Below are 18,361 nucleotides of genomic sequence, written 5' to 3' on the forward strand. Positions count from 1 at the left end.
AACAACTCCTCAATATGTTTTAGATTTGTTAACTTTATATTAGATGATCATTTACATTAAAGAATTGATCAACATCAAGATTAGAAAAAAATATTTTAGAAACGTAAACTTGACTTATATACGAATGTAATAAATTCGACGTTCTCATTGATCTTTTCAATAAGACAAGTAAACACAGTCCCAGAATCTTAGGATAAGTTAGCCAAAGTTCCTTAGGATTTCCGATTAAGTTGATTTATTTTTAATGGTATTACTAAAGTAGCTTTCCTTAGTGCGACTACTTGTCCCATCAAAAGATATCCATACTCAAAGTTAGCGAAAAATTAACTAACTACAGGCTTATATAAAATTTGTAAAAAAGAGAGCATGATAAAATTCGCTTAAATAAAAAAAAGGTGTAGAGAGCTCAAAGCAATCATTCCAGGAATCCCTAAAAAACCAACAGTTGTTGCAGTAAATAAGTTGATGGGGACATGTAAACCAAATGAGCCACTCAAAATATTTAAGAAAAATAATAATAATGCACCGATTGCTATTTTCGTGATTGCTTTTGGCAGCCATTTAATTGCTTTTAGATTAAATAATATCATGAGACCAACGCATATAATGCCAACCATAATAAACAAATTCATTTATATTCACTCCTTGTCTAAATGACTCTTTGCTTCAAATATATGTTTTCAGAAAAAAAAAAGAACGCCCACATCTCGTGAACCTTCTCTAATTCTATGAGTCCTTTATGATCACCTAATATTAATTAGCATTCAAATGATAGTATCTTGCTTCTCTTAATAAATAAAAATACTTTGCTTCAGCAACCATTAATTCAAATCGTCCTGTCTCACTCGGCTCTATACTCTGATCAATAATTTTTTTCAATCGGGTCCATTCACTTTGTAACTGTAAGATATCTTGCAATAATTGTTCCTTTTCTTTTTTCCACTTTCGCTTACCAAACATGATTGCCTCACATCCTTTTATCACAGATAATCGCCCGTAGACTCACACCTTAAAAATAAAATAATTGAAGTGGGAAGCTAACGACTGCTGATGTTCTGATTCACTCGGGTCAACAATAAACTTTAATGAGATAATTAATCTTCATCCCAACCCCAGTCCTACGATATTAGCTTGTGTCCTATATTAATTAGTGAGAAAAGCGTCTCTGTTTTATAATTCACGTCGACCTTCTAAAGCTTTAGAGAGTGTTACTTCATCTGCATATTCAAGATCGCCCCCCATAGGGAGACCGTGAGCAATTCGGGTAATTCTAATTCCAGAAGGTTTGACTAATCGGGAAATATACATCGCAGTAGCTTCACCTTCGACATTCGGATTTGTAGCTAAAATCAGTTCTGTTACCTTTTCATCCTTTAAGCGATCAAGTAAAGAGGGAACATTAATATCCTCTGGTCCAATTCCATCAATTGGTGAAATCGCCCCATTTAAAATGTGATATTGTCCATTATATTCTCGCATCTTCTCCATCGCGATCACATCTTTCGGATCCTGAACGACACAAATAATAGAATTATCCCTAGATTGATCTTGGCAAATAGAGCAAGGATCTTGATCAGTGATATTTCCACATATATTACAATGGGTCAGTTCCCTTTTCGCACTTACAAGTGCCTTCGCAAAATCTAATACATCATCTTCCTTCATATTTAATACAAAAAAAGCCAGTCGAACCGCTGTTTTCGGTCCTATTCCTGGCAATTTAGTAAAGCTATCAATTAGCTTTGAAATTGGTTCTGGATAATACACTAATTAGCCCTCCTAGAACATCCCTCCAGGTAAATTCATGCCTTGAGTGAATTTGCCCATTTTCTCATTTGTTATCTCTTCTATTTTTGTTAACACTTCATTTGTTGCCGCAATAATTAAATCTTGTAGCATTTCAATATCATCTGGGTCAACAACATCTTCATTAATTTCCACGTCAAGGATTTCCTTTTTCCCATTGGCAGTTACCTTAACCATACCACCACCTGCAGTCGCATCAAAGGTCATCTCTTGTAGTTCTTCCTGTGCTTTGACCATATCTTTTTGCATTTTTTGCATTTGTTTCATCATCTTGTTCATATTTCCCATATTTCCACGCATATTTTTTCCTCCTTAAGGGTACATTTATTATTCTTCATGAATTTCTAATAAATCATCACCAACAAGCTTTCGTGCTTCTGATACAATTGGATCTTCCTGTTCTTTATCTTCTGAGTCATTAGTATCTTTTTTTGTTTGTTGACGTTGTTTGGCGATAAAGTCCTGCCGTAATTCAAGCCAATTCGTTTCTGGAATCGGGATGAAATGCATCTCTTTTCCCAATACCTCTAACAAAAGTGATTCAATCGTTTGCTGATGATCAAGGGCAAGCGAACAATGAATATCGTATTTAAATGATATGACGAGCATTTCTACAGAAGCGGCACTTGGCTTTGCATCTTGTAATACAGCGTGAGCCGGTGCACTTTGTTGCTTTAGCATGTTCATAAATATCGTCCATTTACCATGAACTTCTTGTAGAAATTTCTTCTCTGCCTCACTTAGCACTTGACGAATCCGTTCATAAGGCACTCGATACTTATTTTTAGCTGGTGATGTTCGCTGTTTAGCTGCCTGTGCTTGAACGGGTTCATTTGATGAAACCTTGTTAGCTTTAATTGTCTGTAATTCTTTTTCTAGTTTATCAAGCTTTTCTGTTAACTGCAAAAGTTGTGTTGAATCGACATCTGAAGCTTTCTGTTGCGTTTGGGCCTCTGTCAACTTTAACATCGTAATCTCAATGAAAACCTTTGGTGTATTAGTCCACTTCATTTCTTGCTGACATTGATTTAATTCAGTAATTGCCTTTTGAATCCAGTCAGCAGATACTTGTTTCTGTAACTCAATAAAAGGTTGATCAACAACGGCTCGTTCTAATAAATCATCAAAATCTGATGTGCTTTGATAAAGAAGGAGATCACGTAAAAAATAGATTAAATCATGAATTAATCGCCCTGGATCCTTTCCCTCTTGAATAAATAGATCAACTAATTTTAAAACCAATTTTGCATCTTGATGATAAAGTGCATCAAGCAATTCTGTTAATTTCCCTTGGGAAACTGATCCTGTTATGGCTAGGACATCTTCAAGCTCAACAATCTGATCACTATATGAAATAGCTTGATCAAGTAAACTCAAAGCATCACGCATTCCACCTTCTGCAGCTAGTGAGATCGCGTGAAAAGCTTCATCTGTCACTTCTATTTCTTCTTGTGCCATAATGTCTTTCATTCGACTAATCAAAAATGGGGGCGTAATCCGCTTAAAATCAAAACGTTGACATCTTGAAATAATCGTTAATGGAATTTTATGTGGCTCTGTCGTTGCTAAAATAAAGATCACATGTGGTGGGGGCTCTTCTAATGTTTTTAATAGTGCATTGAAAGCACCAATCGAAAGCATATGAACCTCATCAATAATGTAAACTTTATAAGTAACTGCGCTTGGCGCATATTTCACTTTATCACGAATATCACGAATTTGCTCAACACCATTATTCGATGCCGCATCAATTTCAATTACATCTGAAATCGTGCCATCTTGAATTCCAATGCATGCATCACATTCTCCACATGGCTCTTTTACAGGTGCTGCTTGACAGTTAACTGCTTTAGCAAAAATCTTCGCTGCACTTGTTTTTCCTGTCCCTCGTGGACCAGAAAATAAATAAGCATGAGAAAATTTATTTTGAAAAATGGCATTTTGCAAGGTACGAGTAATATGTGATTGTCCAACGACATCATCGAATTTCTGTGGTCGCCACACACGATAAAGGGCTTGATAGCTCATTTTTTGCCTTGTCCTCCCTATTTGGAATCCCTTTCTATTATAACTGAAATCCACCCCAAATGTGAATGAATACTATGTAATATCTCTAATTTTAGAAAAAACTCGTCTTTGAATGGCGCAATGGCAACGATGACTCCATGATTAACTGCTCCATACTGCTTTGCAAGAAGTGTCATATCACTGAATAAATTTATAATATAACGCGAGCTGCTTATACTATTTTTTCTTATCCTTTAAACATGAAAAGATGATCTATTTCAGGCACAATACTCTGCTCGCCACTTTTCCTGCTAAGGTGTAAAAAAATTCTCTCACCAAAATGGCAAGAGAATTTGATTTTTTATATAACGCCGTGCACCTATCATCGATCACACATCCCTAAGCGTTACATAAATTCATGACTCAGCCCAGGCTTCCCTGCGGCACACGCGAGAGACCGCTTACTGCTGCTTTCTTCCGAACCTGACAGGATTCACGGGTTCACGTTGCGCAGGACCCAAACATCAACATCAATTCTTTATGGCAGACCTTATAGATGCGTACCTCAGATAGGAATTCAGTCTCGCTATAGCGGATTGCGAGTACAGGGCACCGCTACCTCCCCACCTAGCACGGCAAGATTGCAAACTATATTTAGGCACAATAAATTGCGCACTTATTAGTATAATCTGTTTTAAGCAAAATTGCAATGCTTATCATTTGTTATTTTCTTCCTTATACTCAGTTAGAGAAATAATTTGACTGTCTTTCTTTTCTAAGCGCAATTTTTTAAAAAAATCTTTCAACAAGCGTGAACAAGCTTCATTCAAAACGCCGCCTAATAGATCAACTTGATGGTTGAAACGATGGTTCTCAAGTAAGTTAACGATTGAGCCTGCACAACCTGCTTTAGGATCATAAGCGCCAAAGACAACACGCGGAATTCGTGCTTGTAAAATTGCTCCAGCACACATTGGACACGGCTCTAGAGTGACATATAACGTACAGTTATCTAAGCGCCAACTGTTGAGAATGTCATTCCCCTTATCAATCACAAGCATTTCTGCATGAGAAGCCGTTGTTTGTAAAGCCTCACGTAAATTAAAAGCACGGGCGACAACTTCATCTTGATGGACAAGTACCGCACCAATTGGTACTTCCCCCAATTGAGCTGCCTTAATGGCTTCTGCTAGTGCAAGTTCCATGTAATCTTCATCTGTCATACCAAGCTCTCCTTGAATCTTTTTTCTCATTTAAGTATAACATTTTTTTGTAAAACTCTCATTCCCTCATCTTTTAATAAAGCAATTGCATGAATAACTTCTTAGAATAAACTCACTGCAAACTTGTTCGAAATAACATCATAAGACAAACACACTTATTTTATTTTTTATATTTTAACTATTAAAATTCCACTATGTTGTCACCACTTCTTAGGCACAATTTTATCTTCCCAACATGTAAAAAATGAACTTTATTTAGTGTCACTTGCCCACACTTTACAGCATAGAATAACACGAATAATGAGTTAGGAGGATTTATTGTGCAAATTTATATTGTTAAACAGGGTGATTCGATATATAGCATCGCCAATACCTTTGGCTCTTCTGTTGAAGACATTGTTCAAGCGAATGAATTAGAAACCCCTGGAGAACTTGTTGTCGGTCAAGCATTAGTCATCCCTATTGTTGGGCAATTTTATTTTGTTCGTCCTGGTGATAGTCTATATTCTATTAGCCAAACATTTAATTTAACTGTTACAGAGCTTGCAGAGATTAATGCAATTAATCCAAATCAACCTTTACCTATTGGTTTTAGATTATATATTCCTGAGCAGCCTAAAATAACAATTGAAACGAATGCTTACGTAGAGCCGATCGGTGAAACTGTCTCTCCGGCATTAATTAACGCTGCCGAAAAGCATGCTGATCAATTAACATACCTTGCCCCTTTTAGTTATCAAGTCAATCGTGATGGTAGCCTTTCAGCACCACCTCTTAATGATTTCCCGATGATTGCTGAAAATAATCAAGCTGCACTGATGCTAGCGGTAACCAACTTAGAAGAAGGAGCTTTTAGCGAAGAACTAGGTAGTTTAATTGTTAATGACCAAACGATCCAAGAAAATTTACTTGATCAAATCATTTCAACAGCAAACGAAGTAGGCTATCGAGATGTACATTTTGACTTTGAATTTCTTCCCGCAACCGATCGAGAAGCTTTCAATCAATTTTTACGTCGGGCAAAAGCCCGATTGAGTCAAGAGAATTTATTAATGTCAACAGCTTTAGCACCAAAAACAAGTGCAACTCAGCAAGGACAATGGTATGAGGCTCATGATTACCAAGCCCATGGCGAAATTGCAGATTTTGTTGTTTTAATGACTTACGAATGGGGGTACAGTGGTGGACCACCAATGGCTGTTTCTCCTATTGACCAAGTCAGACGGGTCGTTGACTATGCCTTAACAGAAATACCAGCAGAGAAAATAATGCTCGGACAGAATTTATACGGCTATGATTGGACGTTACCGTTTGAACCAGGAGGTGAGTATGCACGTGCCTTAAGTCCACAACAAGCTATTCAGTTAGCACGTGAAAATAATCAAGCCATTTCTTATCAAACGACCGCCCAAGCTCCTTACTTTCAATATACTGATTCGGAAGGAAATAGACATGAAGTCTGGTTTGAGGATGCTCGCTCTATCCAAGCAAAATTTGATCTAATCAAAGAAAAGGATTTACGAGGAATTAGTTATTGGAAACTCGGCTTAGCATTCCCACAAAATTGGTTGTTATTAGAAGACCAATTCACAATTAGAAAATACTGAATCAATCCCACTTCATGGCGTTATGAAGTGGGGTTATTTGTGTAGTAGATTAAGTTAAAAATATCTCAATCATCTATGTATAGAATACTTAAAATCACTCAAACTAAATTTGAAATTGAGGTGAATTCTTTGCTAAGAAAAAAACAAGCTAAAAACAACACTGATAAAATAAGCTCTGATCTTGTTAAAAATATAGATAAAATTAAAAATGATTTTTCATATCAAGTAAACAATGATTTTTCATTCAGAATGTTAACAGCTAAATATAATCAAAAAAGGATCTGTCTTTGCTATTACGCTTCAATCGTCAATAGCGATAAAATTGAAGAGTCCATTATTGAACCTCTTCTTGAACAAGATGGGGATTCGCTTATCGACATTGTTACCGTTGAATGTGTTAAGACTATGACTGACAGTACCGAGATTAATCATAATGTGACAAGCGGTAAAGTCATTTTATTTATGGAAGATCACCCAATAGCCTATGCATTCGATGTCACAAAATTTGAACATCGACAAGTTAGTCTAGCAGAAAATGAAAATGTTGTTCGTGGGCCAAAAGAAGCCTTTTCAGAATCCATCCATATCAATATTTCACTTATTCGAAAACGAATCCGTAATCAACAGCTCGTGTCAGAAGTACAGCACATCGGACAGCGATCTAAGCAAGATATTCACATGATCTACATTGCTGATCTTGTTAATGAGGAATTATTAAAGGAAATTCGAGCACGAATTCAGCAAATAACTGTCGATTCTGTTCAAAATCTTGAACTATTAGAGCAACATATTGAGGATCGGCCGCTTTCAATCTTCCCGACTATTTTATATACTGAGCGCCCTGACAATGCATGTACTTATATCAATCGTGGTCATGTTATTCTCTTAATGGAAAGCTCGGCTGCTTGCTTGATCGTCCCGATTAATTTCTGGGCATTTCTTCAAAATATAGAAGATCGCTATTCCCGAGTCGTTTTTGGTAACTTTGCTAGAACAATTCGTTTTCTCTCGCTTTTTCTAACGACGATGGTGTCAGCACTTTATGTTGCCTTAGCTAATTTCCATAGTGAAATGATCCCGCTCGACCTATTATTAGCGATTGCTTCTGCAAGAGATCAAGTCCCTTTACCCTTGCTTTTCGAAGTGATTCTAATGGAAGTCGCCTTCGAACTGATTCGAGAAGCAGGGGTACGCATTCCAAACCCACTTGGTCCCACAATTGGTATTGTTGGTGCTTTAATTCTTGGACAAGCTGCGGTAGAGGCGAATATCATTAGTCCAATTGTTGTGATTGTTTCTGCCTTATCTGGTTTAACATCGTTTGTTATCAGTGATCCGAGCTTCAATTTCACAGTTAGATTGACACGGTTTATTTTTATTTTTGGTGCCTGCTTCTTTGGGATATATAGCTTGATGATTACTTTTACGCTTTGGATGATGTATGCCGTATCAATAAAATCATTTGGCGTGCCTTACTTTGCACCCCTAGCACCAAACTACCGATCAAACAATGACACCTACTTTAGAAAACCATTGAAAAAGGAAAAATGGCGTCCTAAATACTTATTACCAAAAGATTTAAAAATGATTAAAAAGTAGAGGAGGATGACTAGAATGAAGGTCGATACAAAACTTTCCACTTATGAAATTTGTGCTCTAACGATTATTTTTATATCACTGAAATTATCGGATACAACACCTACATTGCTAGCACAAACGACCCAAAATGCTTTTTGGTACGTTCCATTACTATCCATTATCGTTATTTCACCTTTTCTTTTCATCCTATACTATTTATTAGCAAAATATAAGGCAAGGAATCTAGTCGATCTTTTTGAAATTTTACTCGGTAAATTTTTAGGAAAAACATTAGCCTTTTTTATTTTTCTATATAGTTATTTTCTTGCTGCTTTTGACTTTAGAGGCTATGTTAATCAAATAAAATTACTGTATTTTGAAAAATCATCAATCAATATTATTTTTGTTTTACTCATTTTCATTTGTATTTTCGGAGGAATTAGGGGGATAAAAGTGATTGGCTATACAGCAAAGGTTTTTTTTCCTTTTTTGGAATTAGTTCTTCTCCTACTCGTTGCTCTAACCCTTCCCTCTATTGTTGTCGAACGTATTTATCCTATTTTTGGCTCTGGTCTTTCCCATGTGTTAACTGAAAGCGTATCTAGGACGTCGCTTTTTGCTAGCACTATTTTACTCATGATGATCCCGTCCATTGCTAAGAAACCAGAGAACTTTTATAAAGGGACCATTATTGGATTAATTATTTCTGCGATTCAAATCGTTTTTCTATTTTTTATTTATACGACTTTTATTGACTATAAATCAATTTCTAAAACGCCTTTTCCCTTTCATGAGATTGCGCTCTACGTCGATTTAGGAAGCTTTTTTACTAATGTAGAAACCTTTTTCATGACTTTTTGGCTATTAGCAACTTTTATCAGATTTACTCTCTTTCTCTATTTAATAACCTGGCTATTTGGGGCGATTTTTAATATTGAAAAATTCGAACTACTCCTTTTACCGATGGGATTTTTAATCATGGTCATTGGTTTAATACCAGATAATATGATTATAACGGAATTGGTTTATCGTAATCAGTTACTTAGTATAGCATCAACCACTACATTTGTTTTCCCATTGATCTTACTTGTCGGTCATTTTTTCAAACGAGGAAAGGGGAGATCATCGTGAAGCAATGGATTGGATTAGTGCTATTTCCTCTTCTTTTCATTCTATCTGGATGTGAAGATATGATCGAGGTAGAGCAGGAGTCATTTGTTATTGCGATAGGAATGGATCAAACAGATCAAGATGGTATTTACCAATTTACTTTCCAAATTGCCAATCCAAATATGGCTAATTATGGACAGGATGGAGGAGAAAGTGAATCAGATGAAATTATTACTGTACAAGGTTCAGATATCAGGACAGCCAAGGATAAGGCGGATGCTATTGTTACCAAAAAGGTTTCTTTGGACCATACAGCTATTTTTGTTATTTCTGAAGAATTAGCAAGATCAGAGGAATTCTTACGGATTATTCAACCAGCCTCTCGAACAACTCATATGCGGCACGATATTCAAATCATTGTTTCTAAGGAAAAAGCGGAACTTTTTTTAAACAATAATAATCCAAGCTTAGAACAAAAACCCTATAAATACTTTCAATATAAAATTGAACAAACGAGTGAAGCAGGGATTATTCCAGATGCGGATTTACACCGTTTTCTTCAGATCACTGAAGGAGATGCTGATTTATTTTTAGCCATTTATGCAACAACCATTCATGAAGAAGAAGAAGAAGAAAAAGAAGATCAATATATTGCGGGGGAACTGTTACAAAGAGGCGGGAATGATACCCAATTTCTTGGCTCTGCCGTCTTTAAAGAAGGAATAATGATCGATATATTAACTGGACAAGAAACCAGACTTGCCAACTTATTAGACAAGACGATTGAATTGGATGAGTTATTAACGACTTATCAAGATCCGATTAATCCTGAATATTATATTTCAGGAAACTACATCCAGAATTCAGAACCGAAGATTGATATTGAATATGATGCTGAGCGCAATCACGCAACCATTGATGTCACTGTTTTTTTCGAATTTGAAATATTAGCTATGCCAAGTTTAGTTAATTACGCTGATAATGAGAAATACAGGAAGATTCTAATTAGAGAATTGGAAGATTATACGACTCAGTTAACTGAAAAATTTATAAAAAAAACACAAGAAGAATATAAGGGGGAGCCCTTTTATTGGTCACTTTTTATTCGAAAGCATTTCAAAGATGTTCCGAGCTACGAGAAAGCAGACTGGATGAATCATATCTATCCAAATGCAGATATCAATATTAAATTTAAACTAACTAGACTACAATTTGGAAAAACATTGACAGATACAAATCTTGATGAAGTGAGAGATTAACATGCCAATATTTTTATTTACGCTAGCTTGTCTGTATTTAACATATTATTGCCTTCACTTTTGCAGCCACTTGATTAAACAAAAAAATTACCTTGGGCTTGTTTCTGTCATTGCGCTTAATATCAGCATCATTGTCTTCACGATCATTTTAATTATCATCCGATTTTATTAAGGACTGTTGCACCATGAAGAATAAATGGTGCAACAGTTTTTTGTGAGGATTAGAAATAAGAATAGAACATTTTGATCAATTTTTTAACTTGAAAATTCGAATAAAGTGAAACTTTGTTCAGTAGGAATTTTTTCGACACACAAATCTTTTCGGTGGGGCGAGTAGTCGCACTAAATAAGTGCTACTATTAGTATTTACAAGGTTAGCAAAAATTGGCTTATCGTCAAGTCTTTATGGCGAATGCCATCGTTTGACTTATACGATCGTCAATAACATCTTTTATTTTTTTTGATCGTGCAAGAATAAGTATTTTTCTTATTCTGAGTCTCAGGACGTGCTAGTGTCGACGATGTGATAGGACGTCGCTTCTTAAGTAGACCAGCCAGTTACACTGCACTAAAATGAGATAGAAGCTCTATCCTGTGTTTTAGTTTGAGATTTCATTTGAAAGGCAGGATAGTAAGACCCTACTTATCTTGTCTAAATGGAATAAAGGAAAAGTTAGGATAGCCATTTTACAACAGCTTCTATTTTTCTTGCCCAGCTTATCCACCGAAAAAATAAGAAATATGTTAAAATAGGCTTTGTCTTATTTTGTCACAGATTGTTTTCAGGAGGGAAATATGTATAATGGAAAATATTCCTTTTATTGCGGTTGAGGGACCAATTGGTGTTGGTAAAACATCGCTAGCAAAGAAAATCGCTAATCAATTTAATTTTCATTTACTTAAAGAAATTGTTGAGGAAAATCCTTTCTTAGGTAAATTTTATGATGATATTGAAGCATGGAGCTTCCAAACTGAGATGTTTTTCTTATGTAATCGCTATAAGCAATTAGAAGATATTGAGCGTGACTATCTCAAGCAACAAAAACCGATCGTATCGGATTACCATATTATGAAAAATATGATTTTTGCAAAAAGAACCTTATCTGAACAGCAGTTTGATAAATATGAACAAATTTATCAAATTTTAGTTAAAGACCAACCACGCCCAAATGTATTAATTTATTTAGATGCTAGCCTTGAAACACTCCTTCAACGAATTGATCAAAGGGGCCGATCTGTTGAAGAAAAGATTCAAGCTTCATATTTGGAACAACTACGCCAAGATTATCGAACTTATATGGATACATTCGAACTCGATCATCCTAATATCCCGATTATCCGGATTAACGGAGATAAAATGGACTTTATCAAACATCAAGCGGATCTCGAGAAAATATTTGCAGATATTAAATATTACCTTAATAAAGGAGCCCAACAATTATGAATTTAAGAGAAAAATATAAGATTCCAAATGATAGTATTATTACGATCGCTGGGACAGTTGGAATTGGAAAATCAACCATGACCCATGCACTAGCAAAAGCACTAAAATTCCATACTTCTCTTGAAAAAGTAGATACCAATCCATATTTAGATAAGTTTTATGCTGATTTTGAACGTTGGAGCTTTCATTTACAGATTTACTTTTTAGCTGAACGCTTTAAAGAACAAAAACGTATTTTTGAATATGGTGGTGGCTTCATTCAAGATCGGTCAATCTATGAGGATACGGGTATTTTTGCTAAAATGCATTATGATAATGGAACAATGACTCCAGAAGACTACCAAACTTATCGGAACCTTTTTGATGCAATGGTGATGACCCCATATTTTCCACACCCTGATCTTCTTATTTATCTAGAAGGTTCACTGGATGAAGTGATTGCTAGAATTAAAGATCGTGGGCGTGAGATGGAACAACAAACGCCACTTTCTTATTGGGAGGAAATGCATAAACGCTATCAAGATTGGATTAACAGCTTCAATGCATGTCCGATCTTGCGCATTAATATCAATGATTATGATTTAATGAATGATCAGACCTCCATTGAACCTATCCTTGAAAAAATCGGTCGTTTTATCAATTATTCACGAAACTAAACATGAAAAATTATTAAAAGAGGCTGGGAGCTATCCTAGCCTTTTCTATCATTGCTTACATAATCATCTCGCAATAAACTCATGACATATCCATCATAATATTGACCGTCAACAAAGTAATGCTGCTTTAATTCACCTTCAATTTGAAAACCAACTTTTTGATAAATATGGATAGCTTTCTCGTTGTTTTTTACGACTTCTAAATATAACTTGTGTAAGTTCAATTGATTAAATCCATACTCTATAAGTAACCGCGATGCATCTGTGGCATATCCTTTTCCTTGCTGAGTGGGATCAAACATAATCGCAAATTCTGCATTGCGATGACGCACGGATATACTATAAAGAGCAAGCAGACCTACTTTTTCATCCCCATACATTAAAATAAATTGCCTATGAGAATCGCTTTCCTGGCTTGATTGATATTCCTTTTCTAGTTTTTCCATCGTTGTATAGGGTTCATTACACCAATAATTTGCTACATCAGGATTTGTATGCATTTGATAAATAAAGTCTAAATCACCTTTTCCTAGTGGGCGAAGGTACAAGTCTGTTTTCATTTACTCTCTCCTCATCTATTATTAAGTAAAAAAACTTAGCTGACATTAGCCAGCTAAGTTTTATTTATATTGTCATATGATTCATAAATAATGGCGGAGGAAGAGGGATTCGAACCCCCGCGGGCCGTGAAGCCCCTGTCGGTTTTCAAGACCGATCCCTTCAGCCAGGCTTGGGTATTCCTCCGTGAATTAACGACAAGATTTATAATATCAGTTCTTATTATACCTGTCAACTTTTTTAAAAAGATGAACTTAGTTATCTAAAATCAGTATTTATTATTACACTCAATCGCCTAACTCTATGTTAGTTATTGTTTCATTAATATAAGAGAACTATTCAATATCTTCTGACAACCCAACTGAGTGGATTAGCCATTCATATAGTTAAGAATCAATTAAGAATTAGTTAATAGCTGATTTAATTTTACCTGTTATGCTAGGAGTGTCAATAAGTTAAGAGCTAACTATTGGGAGGATTGATGATGGAAAAGGTATTAGATATAAAAGCAATCAATAAAAAATATGGTAAACAACACGCTTTAAAGGATATTTCTTTACAAATTAATAAGGGTGATATTTATGGGATTATTGGACGAAATGGTGCTGGGAAAACAACACTTTTGAAGAGTATTGTTAAAATGATCGGCGTGGACTCTGGAGAAATCCAACTGTTTGGCTCGGTTTCAAAAAAAGAATATCTAAAACAATTGAAAAGGGTGGGTAATATTATTGAGACACCCGTTGCTTATGATCAGCTAACTGCAAAAGAGAATTTAACGTACTATTGTAAATTAAATGGAATAGTTGAGAAAAATGCAGTTGCACAAGCACTAGAATTCGTTGATCTTAAAGATACTGGTAAGAAAAGATACAAAAACTTTTCTTTAGGAATGAAACAAAAATTAGGACTTGCCATTGCTTTGCTCAATAAACCTGATTTTTTAATTTTAGATGAACCGATCAATGGACTTGACCCGATTGCCATTGTAGAGTTTCGAGAATTATTATTGAAATTAAATCAAGAAAATATCACAATTTTAATTTCTAGTCATGTTTTAGATGAACTGTATCATGTAGCGACTCGCTTTGGTTTTATTAAAGATGGAATTTTAGTTGAAGAAATAACTAAGGAAACATTCATAGAAAAAAACCAAGCCTTTATTCATCTCGAAGTCAAAAATACAAAACAAGCTACTCGTGTACTTGAAACAATGGCAATTAAAGATTTTAAAATTGTCAGCCAAACTCAGATCAATATTTACCAAACAGAAATGCCCATTCATATCTTAAGTCGAGAACTTATAATGAATGATGTAGCTATCAACAGTATTTATCAAGAAAATGAAAGCTTAGAAAATTACTTCAAAGATTTGATTACGATATAGGAGAAGAGGAGGAAAAGTAACATGTTAAATATGATTCGTGCAGATATTTATCGTTTGTTGCATACAAGATCGTTTTGGATTACCGAATTAGTCATCACACTACTTGCTATCCTTTTTGCAGTATCTGGTGAAAGAGTGGGAATCATGGTGGATGGGGAACAAATCAATGAAATAGGAGAGTTGGTGGTTACTGGAATCAATAGTGTGCAAATTATTAATAATACCTTCATTTTTTATTATCTGCTACCTTTAATTATTTTAGTTTTAGGCAGTGAATATTCTAAGGGCACCCTTAAAAATATTATTACAACTGGAACATCTCGAAGTACTTTTTTCTTTGGCAAATTCTTTAGTTATGCAGTGATTGCCTTTGTCCAATATGTTTGGTTATTGTTAGTGGCTTTCATTGCAGGAAGTTTGATCGGTGGATTTGGAGAAATAACGGGGGAAATACTACTAGATCAACTCTATTATATTTTAGCTGGCTGTCTGTTTATATTCGCCATGTCAACGATTACCAACTTTGTCTTATACTTAACAAAAACAACAGCCGTGAGTATTCTCATTGCGATCATATTTCCGTTGGCTATCTTTCTCTGGCATACCATACAGCCAAATTTAACGTTTCTTAATTATCTTGATATGCAAGGTGCCTTTGAAAATGTGGTTACAACAACTTTTAAAACAGCTCATGAAATGCAAACATCATTTATTGGTGCCATTTTGATCATAGGTATTGGACTAACGCTGACAAATTGGTTATTTAATAAACAAGATTTTTAATCAAACGACAGATAGCTAAAGAAGTCATATTCTGATTTCTTTAGCTATGTTTGTGAAAAGGTGATTGTTACTTCATAGTTATTTGATTGAGTAGTAATAGACAGCATACCAGATAATCTGTTAGTCAACTCTTGGACAATAAATAAACCAATGCCAGAATGCTCGCTTTGGCGTGCAAGATCCTCCATATAAAAACGTTCAGTTAACCGTTCAGGATGCTGGATCGATTCTTTAGTATTATTCCGAGCAATAAATAAAATAGCATCGTCTACTTGCTTTAAAACCAGTTTCCCATGCGTGTGGCCATGGGTAAGCATATTCCCTAAGATATTTTGAAAAATACGATTTAACGCATGGTTATCAGCAGTCAAATAAAGATTTTTTTCGATATCAATGTCTAATTGGAAGGCTTTCTCTTCAAAGGAATGGTAGAAAGTTAATAGATTTTCTTCTAAACAACGTGAAAGATTTATTTTTTCTAAATAGAGTTCTACTTGATTTTCATTAATTCTTTGATAATCTAACAGATGTTCTAAGCGGGTATCAACAACTTCTAAATTTGCATGGATTTTTGTTAAGATATCTTTTTGTATGTCAAGAGTGAGGTTTTCTGTCAATAGATGTTGTACATAACCAGTAGCAACAGTTAGTGGTGTTCTTAAATCGTGCGAAATATTATGGATCGCTTGTTCCAAGTGCTGTGTTTCTGTTACCAATTTTGTTCGTGTTTCTTTTTTATTTCTCAATACCTGATTATTTAGTAAAGTAATTTTCTTCAAAAAAGGCATTCGTGTGTGCAAATGTAGTTCTTGATTCGTATTATTTTCTACAATAAATTGTAATTGTGATACATAACTTTTCAGATCATAGATTAAAAAGGCGAGATAAATAAGTAAAATTAAGCAAAATGCTCCCCAAAACCATGCCATTATGTTCATTCCTTTCTTAAGATAATTTAATACCGATCCCCCAAACCGTTGTGATATATTGATTTTTATCATCTAGTTGTTTGATTTTTTTACGAACATTACTAATGTGGACATTGATTGTATTCTCATCACCATAGTATGATTCGCCCCAGATTAACTCATAGAGCTGCTCTTTGGTGTAGACTTTATCTGGATGCTGAATTAAAAGAGCTAAAATATCAAACTCTTTTCGCTTTAAAGGAAGACGTGCCCCTTTTTTATTGCCTATTTCAAATGAATCAGGATACAATGTCAAATTTTTATATTGTAGAATATCTGTTGTCGTTATTTTTTCTTCATGTGAATGGGTTCTAAGTTGCACCACGATTCGAGCTTTCAATTCATTGTTGTTGAATGGTTTGGTGAGATAGTCATTTGCACCTTTCAATAACAGTTCAGCAATATCATTTTGATTACTGATAGCGGTCAGAATAATGATTGGGATCTGTGATGTTTGTCGTACTTCTTCTAAAACTTCCTGACCACTTTTTCCTGGTAACATACGGTCAAGAATAATCAAATCAAAGGATTGTTGTTGAAATAGCAGTAAACCTTCTGTACCTGAAAAGGCTTGTGTAATTTGATAATCTTTAGATAAAATCGTATGTAACATCTTACTCGTTTCAATACTGTCTTCTACAAGTAGGATTCTTTTCATAAAGATCTCCTTCCATTCTTCAAGAGGATGTTCAAAAAGTTCAGTTAAAATGACATGTCAAGAACAGATGAGCTTCGACTAACTACCGACACTAGTCTTCACCCTCCTTTTGAAATGCACGTCAAGGACATTTTAGCATGAAAAAGGAAAATTAGTTACAATTGAGCTAAAAAATAGTCTATCAGTTCTGATCATAAAATAAAACACCCCTTCACCGTATATTCAGGGTAAAGGGGATTGTCAGCTAATGTTAAGGTAACTTATTACCTGCTGCGCGATAAAGCTCATACCATTCTTCTCTTGAAAGTGTGACATCTGAAGCTTTAGCAATATCTTTTAAACGTTCTACATTCATTGTACCAACGATCGGCTGCATGTTTGCTGGATGACGAAGAATCCAAGCAATGGCAATAGCTGATTTTGTTACGTGATACTTATCGGCATATTCTTGTAGCTTCTGATTAACTTCAGGGAATTTATCATGATCAACAAATACACCTTCAAAAAAGCCAAACTGGAATGGAGACCATGGTTGAATTGTCATATCGTGAAGTCGACTATAATCTAAAATCCCACCATCTCTTACAATCGCTGGATCATGATTCATATTAACATTGAATCCTGCATCGATCATTGGGGTAAACATTAAACTCAATTGTAGTTGATTGGCTATTAGATCTTGCTTGACATATTTTTTCAACAACTCAATCTGATTCGGATTCTGGTTACTAACTCCAAAATGACGAACCTTTCCACTCTGTTTCAGTTCATCAAAAGCTTCTGCCACCTCTTCTGGCTCTACTAAGGTATCTGGTCTATGTAACAACAAGATATCGATATAGTCTGTCTTTAAACGTTTTAAACTGCCTTCTACAGAAGCTAAAATATGTTCTTTTGAGAAATCAAAAAAACCTTCCCGAATCCCGCACTTTGTTTGAATAATCATTTTTTCTCGAATCGTTGGATTCATATCAATTGCTTCAGCAAAAATCTCTTCTGATCTGCCTTTTCCGTATATATCGTCATGATCAAACATATCAATTCCTAAATCCAGTGCATTTTGTATCACTCGATTGGCTTCTTGTACAGATAATTGATTCATACGCATACAGCCTAATGAAATTTCACTCGTTTGTAAGCCGCTTTTACCTATTTCAAGTTTTTTCATTAACGCTCACTCCTTCTCAGGTTTATATTACCATTTTATCATAAAGCGAATGTGTAAGCGATTATATTTAACTATCTTACAGCTTTCCCTTTCCATATTTAACTCTAATAAATAACAAACAGGCATTAGAATTTTCCTGATTTCAATGC

18 protein-coding genes, 1 tRNA gene and 1 other RNA gene are annotated in these 18,361 nt (G+C 35.0%); 8 read left to right on the top strand and 12 right to left on the bottom strand.

Features of this window, described 5'->3' with window-relative positions; translation table 11 throughout:
- Positions 1-380: 380 nt before the first annotated feature.
- From ACS127_RS05050 to tadA, 7 genes are all read right to left on the bottom strand, one after another.
- Entirely contained in the window at positions 381-632 is a 252-nt protein-coding gene (locus tag ACS127_RS05050) for a pro-sigmaK processing inhibitor BofA family protein (protein ID WP_440897342.1), read from the bottom strand.
- A gap of 121 nt (positions 633-753) precedes the next feature.
- Positions 754-960 (bottom strand): DUF2508 family protein, encoded by a 207-nt coding sequence (locus ACS127_RS05055; protein ID WP_440897343.1) that lies wholly within the window; start codon positions 958-960, stop codon positions 754-756.
- A 210-nt stretch (positions 961-1,170) separates the two neighbouring features.
- Entirely contained in the window at positions 1,171-1,767 is a 597-nt protein-coding gene (gene recR / locus ACS127_RS05060; RefSeq protein WP_440897344.1) for a recombination mediator RecR, read from the bottom strand.
- 12 nt (positions 1,768-1,779) lie between these two features.
- Positions 1,780-2,106, bottom strand: a complete 327-nt coding sequence (locus ACS127_RS05065; RefSeq protein WP_440897345.1) for a YbaB/EbfC family nucleoid-associated protein — start codon at positions 2,104-2,106, stop codon at positions 1,780-1,782.
- A gap of 27 nt (positions 2,107-2,133) precedes the next feature.
- Positions 2,134-3,834 carry a DNA polymerase III subunit gamma/tau gene (gene dnaX, locus ACS127_RS05070; protein ID WP_440897346.1) on the bottom strand — a complete coding sequence of 567 codons (1,701 nt, stop codon included), beginning with the start codon at positions 3,832-3,834 and terminating at the stop codon, positions 2,134-2,136.
- Between the two features lie 350 nt (positions 3,835-4,184).
- Positions 4,185-4,449, bottom strand: an RNA gene (gene ffs / locus ACS127_RS05075) — signal recognition particle sRNA large type.
- A gap of 80 nt (positions 4,450-4,529) precedes the next feature.
- Positions 4,530-5,036 (bottom strand): tRNA adenosine(34) deaminase TadA, encoded by a 507-nt coding sequence (gene tadA / locus ACS127_RS05080; protein WP_440898080.1) that lies wholly within the window; start codon positions 5,034-5,036, stop codon positions 4,530-4,532.
- A 320-nt stretch (positions 5,037-5,356) separates the two neighbouring features.
- On the opposite strand from tadA, the gene ACS127_RS05085 reads away from it, so the two are divergent.
- From ACS127_RS05085 to ACS127_RS05110, 6 genes are all read left to right on the top strand, one after another.
- Positions 5,357-6,643 carry a glycosyl hydrolase family 18 protein gene (locus ACS127_RS05085; RefSeq protein ID WP_440897347.1) on the top strand — a complete coding sequence of 429 codons (1,287 nt, stop codon included), beginning with the start codon at positions 5,357-5,359 and terminating at the stop codon, positions 6,641-6,643.
- A gap of 129 nt (positions 6,644-6,772) precedes the next feature.
- Positions 6,773-8,242 (top strand): spore germination protein, encoded by a 1,470-nt coding sequence (locus tag ACS127_RS05090; RefSeq protein ID WP_440897349.1) that lies wholly within the window; start codon positions 6,773-6,775, stop codon positions 8,240-8,242.
- Between the two features lie 15 nt (positions 8,243-8,257).
- Positions 8,258-9,352: a GerAB/ArcD/ProY family transporter gene (locus tag ACS127_RS05095; protein ID WP_440897351.1), complete on the top strand. Its 1,095-nt coding sequence runs from the start codon at positions 8,258-8,260 to the stop codon at positions 9,350-9,352.
- The gene (locus tag ACS127_RS05100) at positions 9,349-10,590 is read left to right on the top strand and encodes a Ger(x)C family spore germination protein (RefSeq protein ID WP_440897353.1); all 1,242 of its coding nucleotides are present in this window, start codon (positions 9,349-9,351) and stop codon (positions 10,588-10,590) included. The genes ACS127_RS05095 and ACS127_RS05100 overlap by 4 nt, the downstream gene beginning before the upstream one ends.
- Before the next feature lie 802 nt (positions 10,591-11,392).
- Positions 11,393-12,034 carry a deoxynucleoside kinase gene (locus tag ACS127_RS05105; RefSeq protein WP_440897354.1) on the top strand — a complete coding sequence of 214 codons (642 nt, stop codon included), beginning with the start codon at positions 11,393-11,395 and terminating at the stop codon, positions 12,032-12,034.
- Positions 12,031-12,690: a deoxynucleoside kinase gene (locus tag ACS127_RS05110; RefSeq protein WP_440897355.1), complete on the top strand. Its 660-nt coding sequence runs from the start codon at positions 12,031-12,033 to the stop codon at positions 12,688-12,690. The genes ACS127_RS05105 and ACS127_RS05110 overlap by 4 nt, the downstream gene beginning before the upstream one ends.
- 35 nt (positions 12,691-12,725) lie before the next feature.
- Here ACS127_RS05110 and ACS127_RS05115 read toward each other — a convergent pair whose 3' ends face one another.
- Both ACS127_RS05115 and ACS127_RS05120 read right to left on the bottom strand, forming a co-directional pair.
- Complete coding sequence (locus ACS127_RS05115; protein ID WP_440897357.1) at positions 12,726-13,250, bottom strand: GNAT family N-acetyltransferase; 525 nt, start codon at positions 13,248-13,250, stop codon at positions 12,726-12,728.
- Positions 13,251-13,341: 91 nt separating this feature from the next.
- Positions 13,342-13,434, bottom strand: a tRNA-Ser gene (locus ACS127_RS05120).
- 298 nt (positions 13,435-13,732) lie between these two features.
- On the opposite strand from ACS127_RS05120, the gene ACS127_RS05125 reads away from it, so the two are divergent.
- Together ACS127_RS05125 and ACS127_RS05130 are read left to right on the top strand one after the other, a co-directional pair.
- Positions 13,733-14,635, top strand: coding sequence for an ABC transporter ATP-binding protein (locus ACS127_RS05125; RefSeq protein ID WP_440897358.1), 903 nt, complete (start codon positions 13,733-13,735; stop codon positions 14,633-14,635).
- A 21-nt stretch (positions 14,636-14,656) separates the two neighbouring features.
- The gene (locus ACS127_RS05130) at positions 14,657-15,418 is read left to right on the top strand and encodes an ABC transporter permease (RefSeq protein WP_440897359.1); all 762 of its coding nucleotides are present in this window, start codon (positions 14,657-14,659) and stop codon (positions 15,416-15,418) included.
- A gap of 44 nt (positions 15,419-15,462) precedes the next feature.
- Here the strand turns inward: ACS127_RS05130 and ACS127_RS05135 are convergent, their stop codons facing one another.
- The 3 genes from ACS127_RS05135 to ACS127_RS05145 form a co-directional block, all read right to left on the bottom strand.
- The gene (locus ACS127_RS05135) at positions 15,463-16,347 is read right to left on the bottom strand and encodes a sensor histidine kinase (RefSeq protein ID WP_440897360.1); all 885 of its coding nucleotides are present in this window, start codon (positions 16,345-16,347) and stop codon (positions 15,463-15,465) included.
- Positions 16,348-16,363: 16 nt separating this feature from the next.
- Complete coding sequence (locus ACS127_RS05140) at positions 16,364-17,044, bottom strand: response regulator transcription factor (protein WP_440897361.1); 681 nt, start codon at positions 17,042-17,044, stop codon at positions 16,364-16,366.
- 250 nt (positions 17,045-17,294) lie between these two features.
- Positions 17,295-18,212, bottom strand: coding sequence for an aldo/keto reductase (locus ACS127_RS05145; RefSeq protein WP_440897362.1), 918 nt, complete (start codon positions 18,210-18,212; stop codon positions 17,295-17,297).
- Between the last annotated feature and the right edge of the window lie 149 nt (positions 18,213-18,361).

The sequence above is a fragment of the Amphibacillus sp. Q70 genome (assembly GCF_052055485.1).
Classification (GTDB): Bacteria; Bacillota; Bacilli; order Bacillales; family Amphibacillaceae; genus Amphibacillus.